Annotated in this window: 24 protein-coding genes; 5 read left to right on the top strand and 19 right to left on the bottom strand. The window is 63.2% G+C overall.

The features are described from left to right. Window positions 1-24 precede the first annotated feature (24 nt). The 3 genes from sseA to ACGYLX_RS11560 all read right to left on the bottom strand — a co-directional run bounded on the left by sseA (window position 25) and on the right by ACGYLX_RS11560 (window position 2,553). On the bottom strand, window positions 25-879 hold the full coding sequence (gene sseA / locus ACGYLX_RS11570) for a 3-mercaptopyruvate sulfurtransferase (protein ID WP_394449578.1): 855 nt from the start codon (window positions 877-879) through the stop codon (window positions 25-27). Between the two features lie 319 nt (window positions 880-1,198). After that, window positions 1,199-1,687, bottom strand: a complete 489-nt coding sequence (gene smpB, locus ACGYLX_RS11565; protein WP_168613581.1) for an SsrA-binding protein SmpB — start codon at window positions 1,685-1,687, stop codon at window positions 1,199-1,201. 47 nt (window positions 1,688-1,734) lie between these two features. After that, on the bottom strand, window positions 1,735-2,553 hold the full coding sequence (locus ACGYLX_RS11560) for a sulfotransferase family protein (RefSeq protein ID WP_394449576.1): 819 nt from the start codon (window positions 2,551-2,553) through the stop codon (window positions 1,735-1,737). A 170-nt stretch (window positions 2,554-2,723) separates the two neighbouring features. Here ACGYLX_RS11560 and ACGYLX_RS11555 point away from each other — a divergent pair, with 170 nt between their 5' ends. Continuing rightward, window positions 2,724-4,301: a DUF5928 domain-containing protein gene (locus tag ACGYLX_RS11555; RefSeq protein ID WP_394449574.1), complete on the top strand. Its 1,578-nt coding sequence runs from the start codon at window positions 2,724-2,726 to the stop codon at window positions 4,299-4,301. Between the two features lie 99 nt (window positions 4,302-4,400). Then, complete coding sequence (locus ACGYLX_RS11550) at window positions 4,401-4,913, top strand: PepSY domain-containing protein (protein WP_394449572.1); 513 nt, start codon at window positions 4,401-4,403, stop codon at window positions 4,911-4,913. A gap of 114 nt (window positions 4,914-5,027) precedes the next feature. On the opposite strand, the gene ACGYLX_RS11545 is transcribed toward ACGYLX_RS11550, so the two are convergent. The 3 genes from ACGYLX_RS11545 to ACGYLX_RS11535 form a co-directional block, all read right to left on the bottom strand. Continuing rightward, complete coding sequence (locus ACGYLX_RS11545; protein WP_394449570.1) at window positions 5,028-7,535, bottom strand: cation:proton antiporter; 2,508 nt, start codon at window positions 7,533-7,535, stop codon at window positions 5,028-5,030. Window positions 7,536-7,611: 76 nt separating this feature from the next. Next, window positions 7,612-8,241, bottom strand: coding sequence for a DUF1523 family protein (locus ACGYLX_RS11540; protein WP_271688785.1), 630 nt, complete (start codon window positions 8,239-8,241; stop codon window positions 7,612-7,614). Between the two features lie 128 nt (window positions 8,242-8,369). Beyond that, window positions 8,370-9,158: an alpha/beta hydrolase gene (locus tag ACGYLX_RS11535; protein WP_394449568.1), complete on the bottom strand. Its 789-nt coding sequence runs from the start codon at window positions 9,156-9,158 to the stop codon at window positions 8,370-8,372. Between the two features lie 91 nt (window positions 9,159-9,249). Between ACGYLX_RS11535 and ACGYLX_RS11530 the strand changes: the two genes are divergently transcribed. Next, window positions 9,250-10,725 carry an NAD-dependent succinate-semialdehyde dehydrogenase gene (locus ACGYLX_RS11530; protein ID WP_394449566.1) on the top strand — a complete coding sequence of 492 codons (1,476 nt, stop codon included), beginning with the start codon at window positions 9,250-9,252 and terminating at the stop codon, window positions 10,723-10,725. 58 nt (window positions 10,726-10,783) lie between these two features. Here the strand turns inward: ACGYLX_RS11530 and ACGYLX_RS11525 are convergent, their stop codons facing one another. From ACGYLX_RS11525 to ACGYLX_RS11485, 9 genes are all read right to left on the bottom strand, one after another. Next, window positions 10,784-11,041: a DUF6525 family protein gene (locus ACGYLX_RS11525; protein WP_394449564.1), complete on the bottom strand. Its 258-nt coding sequence runs from the start codon at window positions 11,039-11,041 to the stop codon at window positions 10,784-10,786. 14 nt (window positions 11,042-11,055) lie between these two features. Next, window positions 11,056-11,730, bottom strand: a complete 675-nt coding sequence (locus tag ACGYLX_RS11520; protein ID WP_394449562.1) for a metal-binding protein ZinT — start codon at window positions 11,728-11,730, stop codon at window positions 11,056-11,058. 182 nt (window positions 11,731-11,912) lie between these two features. Then, window positions 11,913-12,419 carry a hypothetical protein gene (locus ACGYLX_RS11515; protein ID WP_394449560.1) on the bottom strand — a complete coding sequence of 169 codons (507 nt, stop codon included), beginning with the start codon at window positions 12,417-12,419 and terminating at the stop codon, window positions 11,913-11,915. Window positions 12,420-12,665: 246 nt separating this feature from the next. Further along, on the bottom strand, window positions 12,666-13,136 hold the full coding sequence (locus ACGYLX_RS11510) for an Hsp20 family protein (protein ID WP_394449558.1): 471 nt from the start codon (window positions 13,134-13,136) through the stop codon (window positions 12,666-12,668). A gap of 150 nt (window positions 13,137-13,286) precedes the next feature. Beyond that, window positions 13,287-14,090: a serine protease gene (locus tag ACGYLX_RS11505; RefSeq protein ID WP_271689910.1), complete on the bottom strand. Its 804-nt coding sequence runs from the start codon at window positions 14,088-14,090 to the stop codon at window positions 13,287-13,289. A 75-nt stretch (window positions 14,091-14,165) separates the two neighbouring features. Beyond that, complete coding sequence (gene glcF / locus ACGYLX_RS11500; protein WP_394449556.1) at window positions 14,166-15,482, bottom strand: glycolate oxidase subunit GlcF; 1,317 nt, start codon at window positions 15,480-15,482, stop codon at window positions 14,166-14,168. Window positions 15,483-15,495: 13 nt separating this feature from the next. Next, window positions 15,496-15,864 (bottom strand): hypothetical protein, encoded by a 369-nt coding sequence (locus ACGYLX_RS11495; RefSeq protein WP_394449554.1) that lies wholly within the window; start codon window positions 15,862-15,864, stop codon window positions 15,496-15,498. Beyond that, a complete protein-coding gene (locus ACGYLX_RS11490; protein ID WP_394449552.1) occupies window positions 15,861-16,973 on the bottom strand; it encodes an FAD-binding protein in 1,113 nt (370 codons plus the stop codon). Before ACGYLX_RS11490 ends, ACGYLX_RS11495 begins: the two co-directional genes overlap by 4 nt. After that, window positions 16,970-18,421 carry an FAD-linked oxidase C-terminal domain-containing protein gene (locus ACGYLX_RS11485; protein WP_394449550.1) on the bottom strand — a complete coding sequence of 484 codons (1,452 nt, stop codon included), beginning with the start codon at window positions 18,419-18,421 and terminating at the stop codon, window positions 16,970-16,972. The genes ACGYLX_RS11490 and ACGYLX_RS11485 overlap by 4 nt, the downstream gene beginning before the upstream one ends. A gap of 185 nt (window positions 18,422-18,606) precedes the next feature. Here ACGYLX_RS11485 and ACGYLX_RS11480 point away from each other — a divergent pair, with 185 nt between their 5' ends. Beyond that, complete coding sequence (locus tag ACGYLX_RS11480; RefSeq protein ID WP_271692826.1) at window positions 18,607-18,963, top strand: hypothetical protein; 357 nt, start codon at window positions 18,607-18,609, stop codon at window positions 18,961-18,963. Between the two features lie 11 nt (window positions 18,964-18,974). Here ACGYLX_RS11480 and rlmH read toward each other — a convergent pair whose 3' ends face one another. The 3 genes from rlmH to ACGYLX_RS11465 all read right to left on the bottom strand — a co-directional run bounded on the left by rlmH (window position 18,975) and on the right by ACGYLX_RS11465 (window position 21,381). After that, window positions 18,975-19,445, bottom strand: coding sequence for a 23S rRNA (pseudouridine(1915)-N(3))-methyltransferase RlmH (rlmH, locus tag ACGYLX_RS11475; protein WP_394449548.1), 471 nt, complete (start codon window positions 19,443-19,445; stop codon window positions 18,975-18,977). Between the two features lie 22 nt (window positions 19,446-19,467). Then, window positions 19,468-19,839, bottom strand: a complete 372-nt coding sequence (gene rsfS / locus ACGYLX_RS11470; protein ID WP_067268516.1) for a ribosome silencing factor — start codon at window positions 19,837-19,839, stop codon at window positions 19,468-19,470. Between the two features lie 186 nt (window positions 19,840-20,025). Next, window positions 20,026-21,381 carry a mechanosensitive ion channel family protein gene (locus tag ACGYLX_RS11465; RefSeq protein ID WP_067268515.1) on the bottom strand — a complete coding sequence of 452 codons (1,356 nt, stop codon included), beginning with the start codon at window positions 21,379-21,381 and terminating at the stop codon, window positions 20,026-20,028. Between the two features lie 278 nt (window positions 21,382-21,659). Here ACGYLX_RS11465 and leuC point away from each other — a divergent pair, with 278 nt between their 5' ends. After that, window positions 21,660-23,066 (top strand): 3-isopropylmalate dehydratase large subunit, encoded by a 1,407-nt coding sequence (gene leuC / locus ACGYLX_RS11460; protein ID WP_067268511.1) that lies wholly within the window; start codon window positions 21,660-21,662, stop codon window positions 23,064-23,066. Between the two features lie 38 nt (window positions 23,067-23,104). Here the strand turns inward: leuC and ACGYLX_RS11455 are convergent, their stop codons facing one another. After that, the gene (locus tag ACGYLX_RS11455) at window positions 23,105-23,320 is read right to left on the bottom strand and encodes a DUF2945 domain-containing protein (protein ID WP_394449546.1); all 216 of its coding nucleotides are present in this window, start codon (window positions 23,318-23,320) and stop codon (window positions 23,105-23,107) included. Window positions 23,321-23,333: the final 13 nt, after the last annotated feature.

The following is a 23,333-nucleotide window of genomic DNA, read 5'->3' as shown; positions in this document are numbered from 1 at the left end:
CGGTTGGAAGGTAACGGTAAAAGATTAAGCCGCGCCAGTGGCCACGGGCACGGTGGGGAACATTCCCCATTCCGCCCATGAGCCATCGTAGAGCGACCATTTGCGGTGGCCCACCCGCTCCAGCGCCAGCGCCAGCACGGCGGCGGTGATGCCCGACCCGCAGGAGGTGATGACGGGTTTCGACAGGTCCACGCCCGCCGCCTCGAAAATGGCGCGGGTCTCTTCGGGGGTTTTCATCGTTTTGTCGTCGTTGAGCAATTCGGTGAAGGGCACGTTGCGCGCGCCGGGAATATGGCCTGCGCGCAGCCCCTCGCGCGGTTCAGGCGCATCGCCGCGGAAACGTGCTGCGGCGCGGGCGTCGACGATCTGCGGATCGCCGAGTTTGGAGGCATGGGCCACCTGTGTCACATCGCGCACCAATTGGTTCTGGAAGCGCACGGTCATATGGCGGTCGCGCGGCACGGGGGGCATATCTTCGGTCTCGCGACCCTCGGCCTGCCATTTGGGCAACCCGCCATCCAGCACGGCGACATTCTCTTGCCCCATCAGGCGGAACAGCCACCAGACCCGCGCGGCGGACATTAGCCCCGCGCCGTCATAGACCACCACCTGATGCCCGTCACCCACGCCCATGGCGCGCAGCCGCGACATGAATTTCTCGATCGGCGGGGCCATATGCGGCAGGTCCGAACGCGCGTCCGAGATATCGTCGATGTCGAAAAAGCGCGCGCCGGGGATGTGCGCGGCGTCATACTCCGCCTTCGGATCGCGCCCGGCGTCGGGCAGATACCACGAGGCATCAAGGATGCGCAGATCCGGGTCTTTCAGATGCTGAGCCAACCAATCGGTTGAAACCAATGTCTTGGGATCGTCGGCCATGGGGGCCTCCTTCGTCGCGGGCGTTGCCCATGCCTATAACCGGCAGGGGATGCTGGCAAGTGGAAGGGGGGATGCGGAGTGCTGAGGGCCATCGCCTGCCCGTCGGGTGGGCGATGTGACGGTGCCACATGCCACTTTATGGTTCAGCTTCGATGTGCGCTCACGAGGTCACGCCCAGCCTCGCCAAATCGCCTACCCGGTCGCACCAAAGGTGCGCCTAGTATATTCTGGCACGCCTTTGGCGAGACGGGCGGGCAGGCGATGGCCCGGCGCCTGCGGCTTCATTCCGGGCCGGTGGTAATCTCGGTCGAAGCGAAACCTACCCGTGATCTTTCAGCAACCGCTGCTTCTGCCGCGACCAATCGCGCTTGGCCGCCGTCTCGCGCTTGTCATGCAGCTTCTTACCCTTGGCCACGCCGATCTTGATCTTCGCCATGCCGCGATGGTTGAAATACATCACCAAGGGCACCAGCGTCATGCCCTTGCGCTGCGTCGCGTTCCACAGCTCAGCGAGCTGCTTGCGGCTCACCAGAAGCTTCCGACGCCGGCGCTCCTCATGCTGAAAGGTCTTGGCCTGCTTGTAGGGCGCCACATAAGAGTTCACCAACCACAGTTCGCCATCCTCCACCGCGGCGTAGCTCTCGGCGATATTCGCCCCGCCTTCGCGTAGCGATTTCACCTCGGATCCCTCAAGGATGATACCGCATTCGATGTCTTCTTCGATCGCGTAATCAAACCGCGCGCGGCGGTTTTCGGCGATCACCTTGTAATTCGGATCGGATTTGGAACTGGATTTGACCTGTGACATGCCAAAGCATGTAGAGCGCCCCCCGCCCCGGTGCAAGATGCTGCCGCTTAGTCACCCAGTTTGGCGTGCACCTCATCCAGATCGATCTCACCCACGGGGTGCTTGTTGCCGGGGTTGTCGAAGTCATATTTGAACAGATCGAAGTCGCGTTTGTAGATCTCGCGCATCAGATGCATCGACAGATCGTCGAAGTAATCCTCGACCGGATGCGCCCGCTTGGGCCCATGGCCCTCGCTCTCATTAAAGCGCGGGATCGCCGCCAGATCGACAGGGTACGACGTGTCCACGGCATCAAGCACCTGCTGCATCCCGTCGTTGAACCGCTCGGTCCAGAAGATCTGGTCGTAGGTGCCGCCGTTGACGATAAAGGTGCTGACATGGCCCGAGACCGCCGACCAGTGAATGTCCGGGTCCATTGGCCGCCGCCAACGAATGGTATCGCGGGCGAACAGCAGGAAACGCCGGAAGCTCGCGATCTGGTCGAACTCCTCCTTGCCGTCCTCACCCCCTACGTCGATCCCGTATTTCTGCACCAGCAGCGGCACCAAATTGCCGCGATAGCGCCGCCCGTTGCGCTGAATGCCGCAAATCTTGTCAAAGAAAGACGACAGAATCCGCGTGTAAGGGTTGCGCACACAGGTAAAGGCATAGGACTTGCGCGCCGTCACATTCTCGGTAATCGGCCCCTGCGACCCATCCAAGGCCCATTTATGAATGCCTGACTTGGCATCATGGATGTCGCCGTCAAAGAACTCTCCATGATCGGAATAATACATGATCTGGCCGATGGTCGAACAGGCGCATTTCGGCACCACGCGGTACACCATGCTCTCACTTTCCGTCATCCATGTTCCGGGAAAACCCATGCGCGTCCTGCCTCCTGCTGGCGCTGGCTGTTTTAAGCAACAGTCAGACCTCGGTGCAAAAAAGCAAAGAAATGCTGTTTATTCAATCGGTCTTCAGGATTAACTAGGAAGGTGATCCACGACAAAAGGCCGATGCAAGCGGGCCGCGACAAGGACATTCGGTATCCTGCATGGCGAAAATTGCCTATATCCTGCTGTGCCACAAGGATCCGGAGGCCATTATCCGGCAAGCCGAGCGGCTGACCGCCGTGGGCGATTACATGGCGATCCATTTCGACGCTTCCGCCAGCGCCGAAGACTACGCCCAGATCACCGCGGCCCTGCGCGACAACCCCAACGTCGCCTTCCCGCGCAAACGCATACGCTGTGGCTGGGGCGAATGGTCACTGGTGCAAGCCACGCTCGACACGCTCACCGCCGCGATGGAAGCCTTCCCGCGCGCCACGCATTTCTACCTACTCTCCGGCGACTGCATGGCGATCAAATCCGCCGAATACGCGCATCGGTTCCTTGATGAAAATGACGCGGATTTCATCGAAAGCGTGGATTACTTCGAAAGCGATTGGATCAAGACCGGCTGGAAAGAAGAGCGGCTGATCTATCGCCATTGGTTCAACGAACGCACGCAGCGCAAACGCTTCTACGCAATGTTCGAGGCCCAGAAACGTCTTGGCCTCACCCGCAAGATCCCTGCCGACCTTCAGGTGCAAATCGGCAGCCAATGGTGGTGCCTGCGCCGCCGCACCGTGGAGGCGCTGATGGCATTCAGCCACGAGCGCCCCGATGTCATCCGCTTTTTCCGCAGCACTTGGATCCCGGATGAGACCTTCTTTCAAACCCTCGTGCGCCACCTCGTCCCCGAAGGTGAAATCGCCAATCGCAGCCTGACCTTCCTGCTGTTTTCCGACTACGGCATGCCGGTCACCTTCTACAATGACCACTATGACCTGCTGCTCGGCCAGAACCACCTCTTCGCCCGCAAAATCAGCCCCGAGGCACTGGACCTCAAACGCCGCCTCGGCCTGCTCTACGCCGCCCAAGGCGTGCCCTTCCAGATCAGCGACGAAGGCCGCAACCTGTTCGAATTCCTCACCGCGCGGGGCCGCATTGGCCGCCGCTTCGCCCCCCGCTTTTGGGAGAGGGAATCCAGCCTTGGCCGCGAACGTGAACTGCTGATCATCATCGCCAAGAAATGGCATGTGGCAAAACGGCTCGTGGGGCGGATACGCCAGCAAACCGGCCTCCCAGCAGTGGATTTCCTCTTCAACGAAGAAGACACCCCCCTGCCCGACCTCGGCGGCATTCAAACCACGCTGGAAAAACGCACCCGCCACCGCCGCGCCCTGATGCGGATGCTCTACGACTACTACGACAGCACCCGGCTGATCGTCTGCATCGACACGTCGAACCTCGACCTGCTGCGCGATTTCGCCTCGGACCGCGCGCAGGTGCGCATGCTCGAAGTCGAATGCAAACTGACCGACACCTATCTCAGCGGCCACGCCCGGCGCATCGGCCTCAGCGGCGCGCAAACATCGCAAGAAAACCTGTCCCGCCTGCTCCCCACGATCCGCGGGAACATGCTGCATGAGGTCGACCAAATCCGCGACGCCCAATTCGCAAACTACAGCCGCCTCTCCGAATACGCCAACCCCGAAACCAACGCCGCAGCCCTCGCCCATTTTCTTAAGGTGACCCAAGACGAGGCCCGCGCGATCGTCCAGCCCGCAGGCCTCTTCGCAGATTAGCGCCGCCCGCCCCTACCGTCTGGAACAGCCCCCCGCGCCAAACGTTGAACCAAGAACGCCGCCCCGCGGCCGGACGCACCACAACGCAAGAGGTTTTCCATGACACATAAGTTCACCGCCCTCGCCACATCGCTCCTGCTCGCCCCCGCGGCCCTCTTCGCGCAAGAGACCGCCCCCGAGGCCGAGCGCATCAGCATGTCCCAAGCCATTAAATCCGCGCAAAGCAGCAGCGACGGCGGCGTGCTGGAGGCCGAAATCGAAACCGAAGGCGACGCGCTGGTCTATGAGATCGACCTCGTCCGCGGCGAATCCGTGTACGAAGTCACCGTCAACGCCGCCACCGGCGATGTGATGAAGCAGTCCGAAGAGCAGCTCACAAGCTTCCTCAGCGGCCTCTTCCAAGAGGACGAATTGCGCGCCGCTGGCACGGCCCGCGATGTGCTGATGACCGCACTGACCGAGCTGGAAGGCCAAGACGGCACATGGATCGAGGAAGTCTCGCTCGACGATGAAGATGACCGCATGGTCTATGAAGTCGAACTGACCGACGCCACCGGCGAACGCGAACTTCTGATCGACGCCACCACCGGCGAAATCACCCCCGACGACTAACCCCAGCCAAAGGTGCGGCCGCCTCTACCGGCCGCACCTCCCTATCTTCATCCTTTCTCAAATACCCTGCACCACACTGCCCCCAAACGCCCCACCAGCGTTTGACGCGCCGAGCTACCCCCGCCCGCCCGAGACCAGATCCACCGGATCGATCCCGCGCTTCTCCGCACTGGCACGCACCGCCTCGCGCAGGGCCGCGCTCCGTTCCAGCAGGCGCCGGAACCGGTCCTCGTCCAGAACCAAAAGCGTGGTCGGCGCGATGGCGCGCACATCCACCCGGCGGACGCGGTTCGTCAGGATCGCCATCTGGCCAAACATCTCACCCCGCCCCAATCGCCAAGTCTGACCCGCGCTTTCCAATTCGACAGCACCTGAGGCGATGAAAAACACGCTGCGCGCGGGGCTTTCCTTGCGCAAAACCACGTCGCCGATATCGACATAGCGGGTCTTGAGCGCCCGGCTCAGCCGTTTGAGCGCGCCCTCCTCCAGATCCGCAAACAGCGGAAACTGCTCGATGAAAGCGCCGCGCCGCACGGCAAGGTCAAGGCCCGGACGCCCCTCTGCCGCGGTGCGCCGGGTCGCCAGTTCCTGCATCAAGGCGGTATAGACCTCGGCCCCAAACAGACCGTCTTCGCGCATCAATGTATATTCACGCTCTTCCAAACGCAGTGCCGTGCGGCGGATGAAACGCCGTTCCAACTCCTCAGCATAGCCGGGATACTGCAAGCGCAGCCCCTCCAGCGCGGTTTCAATCCCTTCGATGCGCCGCGCCAACAGGTCGTGCAGCAATTCGGCCACCCGCCGCCCGTGGATCCGGCGAATGCGGCCATCGATGAAAGTGCCCAGATCCCGCAGGATCAACCGTTGCGACAGCAGCATTTCAAAGCGATCCGCCGTCATCCGCGCCAGCGGCCCCGACACACCGTAGCGCCCGTGCAGCACCGCCGCTGCGCGAAATGTGCGCCCATAGGCCACGCTGCGCCGGGCCGCGCGTTGATAGCCGCTGCGGCCTTGGGTTCGCGCCCCTTCGATCAGCCGGTCCGCATCCGAAAGCACCAGATCGGCCATCCGGGCCGAGATCGTCCGCTCGCGCACCCGCGCAAGGATCGTGTCACGCTCATGCCCCGCCAGCGCGATCAGCCCAAGCGCGATGCGGTCGCGGTCGAGGATATCGGTCGCTTCCTCCGCTGTCTTGACCGCTGTCTCAAGCCGCTCGCCAAACCGTTTCGCCTCGGAGCGCACGATGTCGCGGTTCAGGTCGTAATTCTCTGTCGTTTGGGCCACGTCTTCGCGCACGGTCTGCAGGGCCACGGCGATGACCTGCCGCGACAGCGCGTGGTCAATGGGCGAGAGTTGATCGAGCCCTAACCGCCCGATGATCCAACGCAGCGTCGTACCCTGGGCCAGCAGGGTGAAGAGCGTGAAGCCGGTGGCCAAGATACCCACGATCCGCTGAATGTCATCCGGCACCCGCACGCTTTCCGTCACCGCCAGTGCCAGCGCCAATGTAACCGCTCCGCGCAAACCGCCCCAGAGGATCGCCACCCGATAGGGCCGCTCGACCATGGGCGAAAGCTTGGCCGTGGTCAGCAGGGGCAGCAGCCCGAAAAGAACCACTGCGCGGGCGAAAATGGCAGCCACCACAACCACGGCGATGAGAAAGAAATCTTCTAGCCGGACCTCTTCCAACAACCGCGGGATCAGCAGTGCGGCGAGGATAAAGATGAGCGCCCCGGCCCAATGGGCCAACACGTCCCAAAGCTCGCGCAGGTTGGTCAGCGCCTGTGGCGGCAGCCGCCCCGGCGCGGTGAGGTTCAGCGTCAGCCCCGCCGCCACCACGGCGATCACCCCCGACGCGCCGACGCTTTGCTCGGCCACGATATAGGCCAGATAGGGCAGCGCGACCGAGATCGACTGCTGCGCCAATTCATGCCGCGCAAACAGCGCCATGACCCAAACCGCGATCCGCGCGCCCAGCCAGCCCACCAGCGCCCCGCCTGCGATCAGCATCGGGAATTGCGCAAGCGCACTGCCCAGTTCCGGGTCGGGAATGCCCAGCATGACATAGCCCATGAACAGGCCGAAAAGCGCGATGGCGGCGGCGTCGTTCAGCAGGCTTTCGCCCTCGATGATCCGCGCCAGCCGCCGCGGGGCCGAGATCGACCGAAAGATCGAGACCACCGCCGAAGGATCCGTGGTTGAGACGATTGCCCCGATCAGCAGACAGGCCGCCAGCGGGATCGCACTGACCCAAAACAGCGCGTAGCCAATGCTAACCGTCGCCACCACTACGGCCACGACCGCCAGCACCAGGATGGGCACCCAATCGTCGACCATACGGCGCAGGTTCATCCCCAATGTCGCCTGAAACAACAGCGTCGGCAGGAAGACGTATAGAAAGACGTTCGACCGGATCGGCAGCCCAAGAATGGCCGCCGCCACCGGGTTCAACGCATCCGTCAGATCAGTGCGCAGGAAAAAGATCGCCGAGGCCCCGATGAGGATGCCAACGACCGCCAAGATCACGCTGAACGGCAGTCGCAATCGCGCGGCCAAGGGCTCGGCCAAGCCGATGACGACAAAGAGCGACGCGATGACCGTGGTGACGAGGATGATGTCCATATAGGATGGAATACCAGAATTTACCTGAATGCGGGGCGCTTCTTGCCCCGCTCAGCGCTGACAGTTCGTGGTGAGGTTACTTGCGCGCGCGCCGCTCGGCGCGCCAACGGGCAAAACGGCCCCGGCGCGCGGCGATGTCATCCTCGATCGCCTCGATCTTGGGGTCGAGCCGCGCGCGGCGGAACCGCCGCCAGCGCACCCAGATCGCATAGAACAGCGCCGCGGCGAGGGTCAGCACGATGATGGTCACGAAGGGGATACCCTTGCTCGCTTCCGGCCCCTCGACCGGGCGGAGCGAAATGGCATTGGGGTAGATCGACAAAAGCTCACTGCGCCAGCCGTAGTGCTTCAGCGCATAGTACTGCGGCGCGCCAGTGGTGCTGCGCGCATCCGCCGCCTCGGCCTGAAGGTTGGCGGTGTCGAACTTGAAATAGGGCGGCCAGCCCCAGCCGGTGTCTTCGTTGCGGTAGACCATGACATCGCCCTTGGCCCGGCGGGTCTGGATGAAAAAGACATCGCGGTTGACCGCCTGTCCCGCGCTATCGGTTGATGAGCCGGACCAGAAGATCGAATTGTTGCCGAAGTCGATCCGCTTTTCATAGGTGTCCGTGACGCGGACGATATCGGTCTGCGGCAGCGTATAGTGGAAGAACGCCCCCACCAGCACCCAGACGGTCACCCAGAACACCCATTTAACGATTCTCATCTTCGGCCCTTTCCATTAGGTCGCGCGGCCGAACAGGGGCCTTTGCCCCACAGACATAGTGTTTCCGCGGCACTGCGGCAAATGCCTTACGCGCAATAAGGCGAGGCATTTGCCGCAAAATGCGGACCTTAGCTGCCCAGCAGCGCTTTGGTCAGGTCGCTGTCCGGCTCTGACAGCGGATCGATCACGTCGAAATGGTGCTTGCCCTCGGCCACCACATGTTTCGCGCCCCAACTGCGGGCGAAACTCTCGGCCTGTTCGAGGAAGGCGGGCCGCTCCGCCGCGCCGACCCAAACGGTCACATCCACACCATGGGGCGGGGTCATCTTGATCGGGCTTTCAGCGGCGGCTTCGGCCTCATCCAGCCGCAGGGTGTCATTCATTTCGGTTTGCAGCAAGGGCGCCAGATCAGCCACGGGGGAGATCGGCACGATCCGCGTGATCCGGTCGCGCACCTCGGCCCCCAGCAGCAGCGGGTCGGTCATGCGGGCCACCAAATGCCCGCCCGCCGAATGGCCCGACAGCACGATGGTGCCCTGCGTGCGGTTCGCCACTTCGGTCAGCGCCGCGGCGATCTGGGTGGAAATCTCGGAAATGCGCACTTCGGGGCAGAGGTCATAGGACGGCATTGCCACAGCATAGCCCCGCGCCAACGGACCGGCGGCCAGATGCGACCAATAGCTCTTGTCGAAAGCCTTCCAATAGCCACCATGCACGAAGACCGCCGTGCCGCGCGACACGCCCTCGGGCTGGAAGAAATCGAACTTTTGACGGTCCGTAGGGCCATAACGCACGTTAAGCTGCGCGCGCGCCCCCAATGACGCGCGGAATGCCTCTGCCTCCTTTTCCCAGCGGGGCGGAAAGCCGTCGGCCCCGTCGATATAGGCAGCGTTTGCATAGGCGTCATCTAGCATCATTTGGGTCTCCCACCCCGGATTTGATCAAACTTAACTGGACAATCATACTCGTTGTTGCTTTGGAGGCTATAGAGAATAGCGGAGAGATGACATGACTGATGCTAAGACGGATCTGAAATCACTGCTGAAAGACCCCAGCCTGCTTGAAACCCGCGCCTATATCGGCGGCCAATGGGTCGAAGGCGACGACGGTACATTTGACGTGACCAATCCCGCGCGGGGCGATGTCATCGCACAGGTCGCCGACCTTAGCCGCGCGCAGGTCGCGGGCGCGATTGCCCAAGCCGAGAAGGCGCAGAAGGGCTGGGCCGCTTGGACTGGCAAGGAACGCGCCGCCGTGCTGCGCAAATGGTTCGACCTGATGATGGAGAACCAAGACGATCTGGGCACCATCCTCACCGCCGAGCAGGGCAAGCCGCTGGCCGAAGCCAAGGGCGAGATCGCCTATGGCGCCTCCTTCATCGAATTCTTCGGCGAAGAGGCCAAGCGCGTCTACGGTGAGATGATCCCCGGCCACCAGCGCGACAAGCGCATCATGGTAATGAAGCAACCCATCGGCGTCGCGGCCTCGATCACCCCGTGGAACTTCCCCAACGCGATGATCACCCGCAAAGCCGCGCCAGCGCTGGCGGCGGGCTGTTCCTTTGTGGCGCGTCCGGCGGCGGAGACGCCGCTCTCCGCCATCGTCATGGGTGTACTCGCGGAACGCGCAGGGATCCCGGCGGGCGTGTTCAACGTGGTGCCATCCTCCTCCTCCTCGGCCGTGGGCAAGGAGTTCTGCGAGAACCCCGCCGTGCGCAAGCTGACGTTCACCGGCTCGACCGAGGTCGGGCGCATCCTGTTGAAACAGGCTGCGGATCAGGTGATGAAATGCTCGATGGAACTGGGCGGCAATGCGCCCTTCATCGTCTTCGACGACGCCGATCTCGACGCGGCGGTCGAGGGCGCGATCATGTGCAAGTTCCGCAACAACGGCCAGACCTGCGTCTGCGCCAACCGGATCTATGTACAGGCGGGCGTCTATGACGCCTTCGCGGCCAAGCTGAAGGACCGCGTGAGCCAGATGAAGGTGGGCGACGGCCTCGAAGAAGGCACCGATCTGGGCCCGCTCATCAACCCCGAAGCCTCGGACAAGGTGCAAGAGCATATCAAGGATGCGGTCGAGAACGGCGCGGAAATCATTCTGGGCAACGCCAAGGACGACATGGGCGGCAACTTCTTCGGGCCCACCATCGTCACCGGCGTGACGCAGGACATGAAGGTCGCCAAGGAAGAGACATTCGGCCCCCTCGCGCCGCTCTTCAAGTTCGAGGACGTCGATGACGTGATCGCCATGGCCAACGACACGATCTTCGGCCTTGCGTCCTATTTCTACGCCAAGGACCTCAGCCGCGTCTACAAGGTCGCCGAGGCGCTGGAATATGGCATCGTCGGCGTCAACACCGGCATCATCTCGACCGAGCTTGCGCCCTTTGGCGGGGTCAAGCAATCCGGCCTTGGGCGCGAAGGATCGCACCACGGGATCGAAGACTATCTTGAGATGAAATACGTCTGCCTGTCGGTCTAAGCACCGGCGGAAGTTAAAGAAACGGGGCGTGCCATGGCGCGCCCCGTTTTGCATCGGGCTATTGCGTCAGCCGGTCCTGTACCAGCATCCGGCGCTCCGCCTGCGAAAGATGCGAGATCGCCTGCGCGACATCACCTTCGCAACGCTGCAACGCCCGACACCACAGCCGATGCGCCGAACGGGGCGACCACGGCAGCGCCGCCTGCGCCAGCCATGCCCGCAGGGGCGGCGGCAGTTGGTCGAAGGCCGCCATCGGGTTCCCCTGACGCCGCCGCTGTTTCAGCCCGCTGCGCAGGTTTCGCTTTTTGCCAGTCATGCCGCGGGCCGCCCTTAATGCGCCTGCATATCCGCCGCGATCTCAGACGCGCTCAGCTCGGCGGGGAAATAGGTCGGCCAGTTGGTCAACTCTTCCAAAACCTCGGCGCGGTCGTCGCCCCAGTAGAGGTGATAGTGATCGGCCTTTTGCGGCGCGATGATATGGTCGCTGAATTGGATATATTCCGGCGCTTCGGCATCGCCGCCCTCTTTGGCAAAGACATAGCGCACGCCGCGGTTGCCCTTCTTGTAGGTCAGCACCTCATAACCATCGCTGACATAGCGCCCCTGCACCGGATCACCGTCCCGGAAGAAGGTCACGGCATTGCCGTCGATGGTGATGCGGTCCACATCGGTGGCATAGCCAACCTCGTAATAGGCCTTGTACTCCGCCGCCGTCTTGTCGCCATGCTCGGCCTTGTGCTGCATCACCGCGTCCAGCGCGCCCTGCTGCAACAGCGGGTAGACCGATTGCCAGTCGCCCGCCCAATCCGACAGGGGCCTATCCTTGATCTGCGCGTCGTCGAAGTAGCCTTTGTAGATGTCGTTCTGGTCGTGGGCGTGGTCATGCGCATGGGAATGATCGTGGTCATGCGATGCCTCTTTCGTCTCGGCCACGACCGGGGCCGAAAGGGCAAGGCCCGCGCTGAGCGTCAGGAAGAATAGCGGGGATGCGGATGTTTGGGGCATGTCGTTCTCCGTGGTTTGGCCTGCGTCTTGATTCGATATGTTATACCATAACAAATTCGGAGTAGCCCTGTCCCGGAGAGTTTGCAACCCGATGGCCGCTAGCCCGAACATGAAAAAGCCGACAGCACTTTCATGCTGTCGGCTTTCGGGCGGGGGAGAGATACGCCCTGGGGTGACCCGTCTCAGTTGGTCCGGGTCTGCGCCGCGCCGTCCGCATTCACTTGCTGGGACAGGGCCGCGGCGAATTCGTCGCCTGTCATGCCGATGAGCAGCTGGCCATCGGCGTCGACATCTTGGTCGATCTGCACGACCGCACGGTCGCTATCGGCGGCGAATTCCTCAGCCAGATCGATGGAATAGCGCATGGAACCGTCCGCTTGCGGCTCTGCGTTCGAGATGGTGCCGATGACCGTATCATCTGAGGCGACGGCCACGCTGCTGCCATCCAGCGCGATATCGGCATCCATATCAATGTCCGAGGTCGCGGTTTGGTCGATGGACTGTTCGGTGGTCAGGGTGCCATTCGCCTCGGCCCCGGCTGTGGTGTCCAGTTCCGTGCCCGCCAGATCGGCGGTCGCATCGGTGCCGACACCCGCGTCCAGCGTCTGTGCGGCGACTGGGGCCGCCATAAGAGCGGCGACAGCCGTGGTCAGGGAAAGCTTGCGTAGGGAATTTGCATAGGTCGTCATGGTTCTTCCTTTCATTGCGCGTGCGGTACTCTGCACGCTGTTGTCCGGGCACGCCTGCCCGGTCCCCCACTCAACCCGACAGCTTTTGCTTGGTTTCACCCCGCCCCCCGCGCAGCAGAAAGCCGCCGTTTTCGCCCCTAGGCTTCGGCAGATATTCACCCACGAAAGGATTGAGCTTGGGAGGCGACCGCCCCCAAAAAAGGCCCGCCAAAAGCGGGCCTTCACAAAGCGCTGGAACGGTTGCGCTTAATTCACGGATTTGGCGTCAACCACGTCCTTGTCGATCGCCTTCACATCGGAAGAGATGGTGATCTGGCGCGGTTTCAGGGCCTCGGGCACCTGACGCTCAAGCTCGATATGCAGCATGCCATTGGCATGGGCCGCGCCGATGACCTGAACGTGGTCCGCCAGATGGAAGCGACGCTCAAAGGCGCGGGTGGCGATGCCGCGGTGCAGATAGGTCTTGGCCTCATCCTCATCCGCCTTGCGGGCCGAAACGATCAGCGCCTTCTCACGCACTTCGACGCTCAGGTCGCTGTCCGAGAAACCGGCGACGGCGATCGAGATGCGATAGGCATCATTGTCGAGCTTTTCGATGTTGTAGGGGGGATAGCTGGGGGTGGCCCCATCATTTGTCAGAACCCGGTCCATCATGTTGGCGATCTGGTCGAAACCAACGCTGGAGCGGTAAAGGGGTGCGAAATCAAAGCTACGCATGTGTTCATCCTCATCAGTGAGCGATTGACATATCGGGCCTTCCACCATTGGACAGACCCGGTTTTTTCAAGCGCCGAAGCCCTATTGAGGCACCTCGGCAAAGCTCATGTGGGAAAGGGTTTGCGCGCTTTCAAGTCCTGCCGCGCAGAATTACGGGCGGATGAATTTCGCCCCGGTGCCGCGCTCTTCGCCGACGCGGATGCGCTTGCCTGCGGGGTTGGAATCCAGAAACACGCCCTTGCCCGCCACCAGTTCCGCTTGCAGCAGCGCCAAAGGCGCGCCAAGCGCGGTGCCGAGCGAGACCTGCGCGCCCTCAACCTCGGCCTTGGCCGAAACGACGGAGACGATATGCGCCTCGCCTGCGACGAAACTAAAGATCGGCGCGCCGCTAGAGCCGAAATCGACCGCGCAGGAGGTCACCAAGACCCCCTCTTGCTGGGCCAGCACCTTGCAGACCTCTTGCAATGATGGTGCCTCGGCCCGGTCGCGGGCATAGCTGACCACGCCCACACGGTCGCCGGGGCGCGGACGCGCGGCGGTGCCGAAGGGCCGGATGGTGGTGTTGCGGATCGGGCGGGAGAGTTCCAGAAGCGCCAGATCATTGCGCACCCGTCCCGAAGAGACCTCACCGTCGTAGACGTAATCTGGATGCACCACGGCGCGGCGAATGTCGCGGTAGGCCCCGGCGCGGCCATTGCGCCAACCGGCGAGGAACTGCACCTCACCATGGTCGATCCGGGCCTTGGTTTCGCGGTCAAACAGGCAATGCGCGGCGGTCAGCACCAGACGCGGGGCGATCAGCGTGCCGGTGCAAAAGCCGGTCCCGCCGATGTCGAGACGGCCCACCGCCTCCCACGCGGCGGCATCCACACCGTTGTCGAGCGCTTTGAGCGCGCTGTCTTGGGCCAGCGCTGCCGTGGCAAGGGTAAAGACGCCGAAGATAGCCGCCAACAATTGTCGCAAAATGCACCTCAAAACCTTGTTTCCTTGGCGGATATAGGGGAGTTGCGGCGAAAATACGGCGCAGGCTTAACGCAAACGCGGCACCTGCGCAGGCGCGCTGAGCGCGGGTGGTTTTGGCCCACCACAGGCCCAATCGAGCAGTTCGACGCTATGCACCACCGGCACCCCGGTGCCCGATCCGATCTGCATCATGCAACCGATATTGCCCGCCGCGATCACATCCGGGGATTTGGCCTCCAAGGTCTTGATCTTGCGCTCTTTCAGCTTGGCCGAAATCTCGGGCTGCATCAGGTTATAGGTGCCCGCCGAGCCACAGCAGAGGTGACTGTCCGCCGGTTCCACCACCGTGTATCCCGCCTGTTTCAGCAGGGTCTTTGGCGTGGCTTTGATCTGCTGACCATGTTGCAGCGAGCAGGCCGCGTGATAGGCGACGACCATGCCCGGCGCTGCCGGTTCGACAAAGGGCAGATCCAACTCCGCCAGCAGTTCCGTCACATCCTTCGCAAGGGCCGAGACACGCGCCGCATCCTCTGCCAGCGGGTCATTGCGGAACATATGGCCGTAGTCCTTGACCGTGGTGCCGCAGCCCGAGGTGTTGATCACAATGGCATCCAGGCCCTTGCCGTCCATCTCGGCCCGCCATGCGCGGATGTTGCGGGCGGCGTGGGCGTGGCTCTCATCGGTCTTGCCCATGTGATGGGTCAGCGCACCGCAACAGCCCGCCCCTTCGGCCACCACCACCTCGCAGCCCGCGCGGGTCAGCAGCCGGATCGTGGCGTCGTTGATATCGGTGTTCAGCGCCTTTTGGGCGCAGCCGGTCATCAGGGCCACCCGGCGCAGCGGCTTGCCCTTAGCCGGAAAGCTTTGCGGGTCGTCGTTGCGGCTGACCGGGGGGACCGTCTTGGGCGCCATCTCCAGCATGGCGCGCAGCCGCGCGTCGGGCATCAGCCGGGCAAAGGGCCGCCCGATCTTGGCCCCGAGCAGCGCAAGCCGAAAGCGTGTGGGATAGGGCAAAATCCGCGCCAGCATCCAGCGCAGGGCGCGTTCGCCCATGGGGCGCTTGTAGCGTTCTTCGATATAAGCGCGGGCGTGATCGACCAGATGCATGTAATGCACCCCCGAGGGGCAGGTCGTCATACAGGCGAGGCAAGACAGGCAGCGGTCGATATGCTGAACCGTCTTTGGATCCGGGTCGCGGTCGTTCTCCAGCATGTCCTTGATCAGGTAGATGCGACCGCGCGGGCTGTCTAACTCATCGCCCAAGACCTGATAGGTCGGGCAGGTCGCCGTGCAGAAGCCGCAGTGCACACAGGCGCGCAGAATCTCATTGCTGCGCTGCGTGTCAGGATCCTGCAACTGCGCGGGGGTGAAGGTGGTTTGCATGGCGGCTCCGTTCCTATGTGCTGCGCATCAGATTGGCGAGGACGAGGCCGAACCACGGCACCGTCGTGCCCACGGCCCCCAGCACCCCGCTCCACCGGCGCATTGCCGGGCGCGGATCGGCCCGGCGCAGCGCTTGGACCACCAGCGCAATCACCCCGATCCAAGCGGCCCAGAGCGCCAAGGCGATGGCCCCCAACAGCCAAGCGCTGTCACCCCAATAGCGCAGCAGACCATAACGCAGGGCAAGCGCGATGAGAAAGGTCGCCAGCACCATCGCCGCCAACGCGCGGATGGCCCGAAGCGAAGGCGGCACGGCGATCAGCGCCTTGAACAGAAAGGGGCCGATCAGAAAGACGGTGAGGAAGACCAGCACCAAAGTCATGCGCTGCTGGCCAAGGCTTCGACGTTGAACAGGCCACGGGGGTCGAACTTGGCCCTGAGCCCCGCCGTCAACCGCGCCACCCCCGGGGCTTCGGGTTCCTGTCGTGGCAGCGCCCCCGCCGCCTCGGCTCGCAACAAGGTCGCGTGGCCGTCATACTGCCCCAAGCGCGCGCGCAGGTCCGTGCCGGGAGCCATCCGCAGCCATAGCAGCCCCCCGGCCCAATCATAAAGCCGCGCCTCCGCCCCGGACTTTGCCGCAAGCACCGGAGCCTCGGTCGGGCGGCAGTGCAGGCGCCAGACATCGCCCGCCGCCCCATGGAAGGGCGCCACATCTCGCAAACCCTGCCAGAGGGTCTCTGAGCTACCTTCTGCAAGCACTTCAATCTCGCCCCCCGTGGCGGCGAGCAAATCCTTCAACCGCCCGATCCGGTAGGTGACTGAGGTCTCGAACCCCTCCAACCGCAGGACCGTTCGGCCCTGCGCCGGGTCATGGGCCGCGCCGGTGACTTCGAAGGGGCTGCGCATGGCCTGCGCCATCGCGGCGATGGCGGCGGCGTCGTCCAGCCCGGACAGCACGAGCGTCGCGCTGGTTTCGGGTTTTGGCAACACCTTCAGCGAGACTTCGGTCAACGCGCCCAAGGTGCCCTGCGACCCGGCCATGAGCTTGACCAGATCATAGCCGGTGACATTCTTCATCACCCGGCCCCCGTTCTTGATGATGGCCCCCTGCCCATCGACGAACCGCACCCCCAAGAGAAAATCCCGCGCCGCCCCAACAGCAAGCCGCCGCGGCCCGCTGACATTGGCGGCAAAGACTCCGCCGATGGTCGGCGTGCCGCTGCGGCCCATGAGCGCGCGGTGGTCCATCGGCTCAAAGGCAAGCCGCTGCCCCTCAGCGGCCAAAGCGGCCTCGATCTCGGAGACCGGCGTGCCTGCCTGCGCGACCAGCGTCAGCGCGCCCGGCTCGTAAAGGGTGATCCCCCGCAGACCGGCAAGCGACAGCGCCGCGCCCGGCCCTGCCATGCCGCGCGTATCGCCGCCCCGCAGGGAAAGGGGCGCATCTGCGCCACGGATCGCCTCGGCCAGCTCCGCCTCGGAAGTCACCGTCACGCCGCCACCGAAGCGCCGCTGCCGCGTCGCCCTTCCGTCACGTCGAGGGGGAAGACCTTGGCCGGGTTCAGCAGCCATGCCGGGTCAAAGACATCCTTCACCATCAATTGCGCCTCTAGATCCGCGGGGCCGTATTGCTCATGCATCAGATCGCGCTTTTCGATCCCAACTCCATGCTCCCCGGTTAGGCAACCGCCCGCTTCGACGCAGAGCCGCAGGATGTCGGCGCCAAAGGCCTCGCATTTCTCCAGATCGCCGGGTTTGTTGGCGTCAAACAGGATCAGCGGGTGCATATTGCCGTCGCCCGCGTGAAAAACATTGCCGACCTTGAGGCCATAGTCATCGGACATCTCACCGATGCGGCGCAGCACCATGGGCAGCTCATTCACCGGGATGGTGCCATCGAGGCACATGTAGTCGTTGATCTGCCCCATCGCGCCAAAGGCGGACTTGCGGCCCAGCCAGATCGCGGCGCTTTCCTCGGCGCTGGTGCTTTCGCGTAGTTCCACCGGGTTGTGACGGCGGGCGATCTCGGTGATCAGGGCGAGCTGGTGGTCGATCTCGGCGTCGGAACCTTCGACCTCAACAATCAGCAGCGCCTCGCACATTGGGTAGCCCGCATGGGCAAAAGCCTCCGTCGCCTCGATGCAGGGGCGGTCCATGAATTCGATCGCCACGGGCAAGACGCCGGCCTTGATGATGTCGCTGACACAGGCCCCGGCGACGGCGTTGTCGTCGAATCCCATGAGCACGGGTCGCGCGCCTTCGGGTTTGGGCAGGATGCGCAGGGTGGCTTCGGTCACCACGCCCAACTGACCTTCGGAGCCGCAGATCACGCCCAAAAGGTCCAGCCCGCCCGCGTCCATATAGCCGCCGCCGATCTCGACCACTTCGCCGTCCATCATGACCATGGTGACGCCCAAAAGGTTGTTGGTGGTGACCCCGTATTTCAGACAATGCGCCCCGCCCGAGTTCATCGCGATATTGCCCGCGATGGCACAGGCCAACTGGCTGGAGGGGTCAGGCGCGTAGAAGAAGCCGTCCTCCTCCACCGCGCCGGTGACGCTCAGGTTGGTGCGCCCGGTCTGCACGCGCATAAGCCGGTTGTCGTAATCGACCTCAAGCACCTCGGCCATGCGCGCCACCCCCAGCACCACGCTATCGGCGGTGGGCAAGGCGCCACCGGCAAGCGAGGTGCCCGAGCCGCGCGGCACCACCGGCACGCCCTCCTCATGGCAGATTGCCAGAATTGACGAGACTTCTTCGGTGCTGGCAGGCAGGGTCACGGCCAGAGGAGGGCATTTATAGGCCGTCAGCGCGTCACATTCATAGGCGCGGGTCTCATGCGCATCGTCGATCACGGCATCGCGGGGCAGCGCCGCGCGCAGCCGCGCCACGACCCGCGCTTTGCGCGCAATGATCCCGGCATCGGGTGTTGGCATCTGCATTGCGGTCCCTCCTCTGGCCCGCAGCATAGAGCCTATGGCGCGGGTTTGGCCAGTTTGCCGCGCGCCTGGTGCAATTGCACCACTAAATTGCGGCTTCAGGGTGAATTGCACCGGGCCCAACTTCCGCCTACCTTGGAACCTTTCCGAAATGCGCTATATTCAGTTCGTTGTTTTATTGGTGTCCCATGTTCAAACGTAGCCTCATTCTCGCCTTCTTGGCCTTTGCCGCGCCGGGTTTCGCCGATCCGCCCGCCATTCTGAATGTCACGGTCGATCGACAGGGCGATTTGTGGAAGTTTGACGTCACCATCCGGCACAACGACAGTGGCTGGGACCACTATGCCGACGCTTGGCGCATTCTGGACCCCGATGGCAAACCCTTGGGCACCCGCAATCTGGCCCATCCGCATGTTAAAGAGCAGCCCTTCACCCGCTCGCTTTCTGGCGTGCGCATCCCCGAAGGGATGACGGAGGTCAGCATTCAAGCGCGCGACAGTGTCAGCGGCTGGTCTTCGGAATTGGTGACGATCCCGCTGCCCTGACCTGCGCCCTTTCAGACCCGGTGGTAAGGCCCGCCCGAGAGGATCGCGGCTGCGCGGTAAAGCTGTTCGGCCAGCATGCCCCGCACCAGCATATGCGGCCAGACCATCTTGCCAAAAGAGAGGGCATGATCCGCCTCAGCCCGCAGGCTGGGGTCGATGCCATCGGCCCCGCCGATGACAAAGGCCAAATCCCCCCGCCCGGCGTCACGCCAATTGCCAAGCCGTTCGGCGAATGCGGGGGAGGTTTCGACCTTGCCGCGTTCATCCAAGACGCAGATCACCGCCCCTTGGGGGATCGCGCGCCGTAGCAGCAGGGCTTCGGCGGCCATGCCGCCGTTCTTCTTGTCTTCCATCTCGACCACGCGCGCGGGACCAAGGCCCAGACCGCGCCCGGTCCGGTCGAACCGGGTCAGATAATCATCGACAAGGGATTTTTCCGGACCGGCGCGAAGCCGGCCCATGGCACAGATGTGAACCCGCATGACCTAGGCCCGCAAAGCGGGATCAGTGCGGTGCCGCTGTGGCCGCGTCGTCGCCGCCCAGCCACATCTTTTCAAGCTGGTAGAATTCACGCACTTCGGGCCGGAAGACATGCACGACAACGTCGCCTGTGTCGATCAAGACCCAGTCGCCGGTTTCGCGGCCTTCCATCTTGGACGTGCGTCCGGTGGCATCTTTGACGGCCTGCGCCAGCTTTTCCGAGATCGCCGAAACCTGCCGCGTGGAGCGGCCCGAGCAGATCACCATATAGTCGCCGATGGCCGTCTTGCCGCGCAGATCGATCTGCACGATATCTTCAGCCTTGTCGTCATTCAGCGAGGAAAGGATAAGCGCCAGCAGGTCGTCGCTGGTTGCGATTTGCGAGGCGGCAGTCATTGCAGCCCCATGGTCAGCAGCCTGCGCTGCGTCAACGTTAAGAGACAGGACATTGTCCTCCTTCGTAAATAGCACCATCAATGCTGAACGCTTGCCCCGGTGCCGAGCAGCCCCAATTTAGCGACCCGGGGTTTATTTTTCAATGGATCGCGTAGCCATAGCGTTAACCACGGCGCAAATCCCCGCTCACTCAGGCATATCCCGCGATGCCGCGGCGCGCGACAGGGCCAGTTGACTGTCTTCGATGACTTTTACCTCGCGCTGCGGGAAGGGGATGGAGATGCCGTGTTCCTTGAACGCATCCCAAAGCGCCAGATAGACATTGCCGCGAATGTTGGTCAGCCCGCCGGTCGGATCCTTGATCCAGAAGCGCAGGATGTAATCCACCGACGAATCGCCAAAGCCCACAATATGGCAGACCGGGGCCTTGTAGCTCAGCACCCGGTCGACGCCCTTGGCCGCCTCCACCGCCAGTTTGCGCACCAGATGCGGATCGTCGGAATAGGCCGTGCCGAAATAGATATCAAGCCGCACAAAGTCATTGGAATGCGACCAGTTCACCACCTGCCCGGTGATCAGGTCTTCGTTCGGGATCAGGTATTCCTTACCGTCCCGCGTCACCACAGAGGCATAGCGCGCGCCGAGCGTTTGGATCCAGCCAAAGGTCTCGCCCAGACTGATCACATCGCCGGGCTTGATCGACTTGTCGAGCAGGATGATCACGCCAGAGACGAGGTTCGACACCACCTTTTGCAAACCGAAACCAAGGCCCACGCCGATTGCGCCCGACAGCACCGCAAGCCCGGTCAAGTCGATCCCCACGGCCCGCACCCCGATAAAGAACGCGAGACCGTAGAGCAGGATTTGAACCCCCTTCACGGCCAGCACCTGCATGGAGGGGCTGATGTCTTCGTTCTTGCGGATCGTCGCGGCGGTGGTCGTGCTGACCAGCCGCGCCATGGTCAAAAGCGCGCCGACCACCACCAGCGCGGTCAGAATGGTCAACACCGAGAGGCGGAATTCGCCCACAGTCAGCGCGACGCCGTCCAGAAACAGGGCCACATCATCGGCGACGTTCAGCATGTAGAGCGTGGCATAGATCCACAGCCCCCATGTCACCATGCGCCGCAAGGGTCGGTTGCGCACCAGACGCGCGGCGAAAGCGATACCCACATAGATCGCCGCCAGCGTCGCTGCCAAACCGATGAGATAGGACCGTGACGGCCAAGTCACGTTCTGCATCACCTGATAAAGCAGCCCCGCCAGCAAAGCGAACCAGATCAGCCCCAAGCGCCGTTTGACCTGCACCACCACGCGCAATTGCCACTTGGACCAGCCTTCGCGGGAGCGGACCCAGTTTTGCAACATCACGCCGGTGACCCGGTGCAACACCCACGCCAGCGCCACCAAGGCCAGCAGGATCAGGATTTGGTTTTGCCGCCAGCCGGGGCTCAAAATGCTTTCCCCAAAGCCGAGCACCCCGTCGAACAAAGCCTGAAGCGACAGCAGGAAGTTCGAAAACGGGTGGCTTTCAGGGATCATGGGCGGCCTTTTCAGCTAGGGAGGATCACGGTCGCACAGGCTTTGCGCCGGGGCAAGATGACCCGCAGCCTACCCCCTGCCTCCAAGACGATCACGACACCTTGCGAGACTCGCTCAGGCTCTATATCCCTTGCCCCATGATACTGGTGTTTGATCTTTGCGACCGTGCGCGTCTGCGCGAACGCTTTTTCGGCGCGACGCATAGCGTTCTGGCCCGACTATAAGCCAGCCCTCTCAGCCACACCCATAGCCATTCCAAACCACGGGAGAGGACCATCATGTCCCCCAAGACGCTTTACGATAAAATCTGGGACGCCCATGTCGTCCACGAAGCCGATGACGGCACCTGCTTGCTCTATATCGACCGCCATCTGGTGCACGAAGTGACCAGCCCGCAGGCCTTTGAAGGGCTGCGCATGTCGGGCCGCACCGTGCGCGCACCGGACAAGACCATCGCCGTGCCGGATCACAACGTGCCCACCACCGAGGGCCGCGAAGACCCCGAAGCGATGACCGAAGACAGCCGCATTCAGGTCTCCGCCCTCGACAAGAACGCGCGCGAGTTCGGCGTGCATTACTACCCCGTCTCGGACGTGCGCCAAGGCATCGTGCATATCGTCGGCCCCGAGCAGGGCTGGACCCTGCCCGGCATGACTGTCGTCTGCGGCGACAGCCACACCGCGACCCACGGCGCCTTCGGCGCGCTGGCCCACGGCATCGGCACGTCTGAGGTCGAACATGTCCTTGCCACCCAAACGCTGATCCAGCGCAAGGGCAAGAACATGAAGGTCGAGATCACCGGCAAGCTGCGCCCCGGCGTCACGGCCAAGGACATCACCCTTTCCGTCATCGGCGCCACCGGCACGGCGGGCGGCACCGGCTATGTCATCGAATACTGCGGCGAGGCGATCCGCGACCTGTCGATGGAAGGCCGCATGACCGTCTGCAACATGGCGATCGAAGGCGGCGCCCGCGCGGGCCTCATCGCGCCGGATGAGAAGACCTTCGAGTATTGCAAGGGCCGCCCCCACGCTCCGAAAGGCGCACAATGGGAAGCGGCGATGGACTGGTGGAAAACCCTCTTCTCTGACGAGGACGCCCATTGGGACAAGGTCGTCACGCTGAAAGGCGAAGACATCGCGCCGGTTGTCACTTGGGGCACCTCGCCCGAAGACGTGCTGCCGATCGACGCGACGGTCCCCTCGCCCGAAGACTTCAAGGGCGGCAAGGTCGACGCCGTGAAACGTGCGTTGGAGTATATGGACCTGAAACCGGGCCAAAAGCTCACCGATATCGAGATCGACACCGTCTTCATCGGCTCCTGCACCAACGGCCGCATCGAAGACCTGCGCGCCGCTGCCGAAGTGCTGAAGGGCAAGAAGATCAAGGACGGTCTGCGCGCCATGGTGGTGCCGGGCTCCGGCCTCGTCCGGGCACAGGCCGAGGAGGAAGGGCTGGCGGACATCTTCCGCGAGGCCGGTTTCGAATGGCGTCTGGCGGGCTGCTCCATGTGTCTGGCGATGAACCCCGACCAGCTTGCTCCCGGCGAACGCTGCGCGGCGACGTCGAACCGCAACTTCGAGGGGCGTCAGGGCTATAAGGGCCGCACGCATCTCGTGTCACCCGGCATGGCCGCCGCCGCCGCACTGACCGGTCACCTGACCGACCTGCGCGAACTGGCGTGAGCGACCGGGGCATGGATACCGGGCGCGTTGCGCAGGGCTCAGTCGGCCTTGCGCAGCTCGCTGCCGGACTTCAGCACCTCGCTGCCGTCGTCCTGTTCGATCTTATAGGCCGGTTCGTCATCGCTCGCCTTGCGGGTCACCTCGCTGCCCTGCAGCTTCAGGGTGATCTTCTGCGTGTATTTCCTGACGATCTTGCCGGTCCCGGTGCCATTGCCCCAGTCCCATTCCACCTTCGTGCCGGTTTGGTACGACATGCCATGCCCTCCT

This window comes from Sulfitobacter sp. 1A13496 (assembly GCF_043557225.1).
Lineage (GTDB): Bacteria > Pseudomonadota > Alphaproteobacteria > Rhodobacterales > Rhodobacteraceae > Sulfitobacter > Sulfitobacter faviae.
The sequence above is the reverse complement of the archived record's forward strand: the minus strand, read 5'-3'. Positions and strand labels throughout refer to the sequence as shown.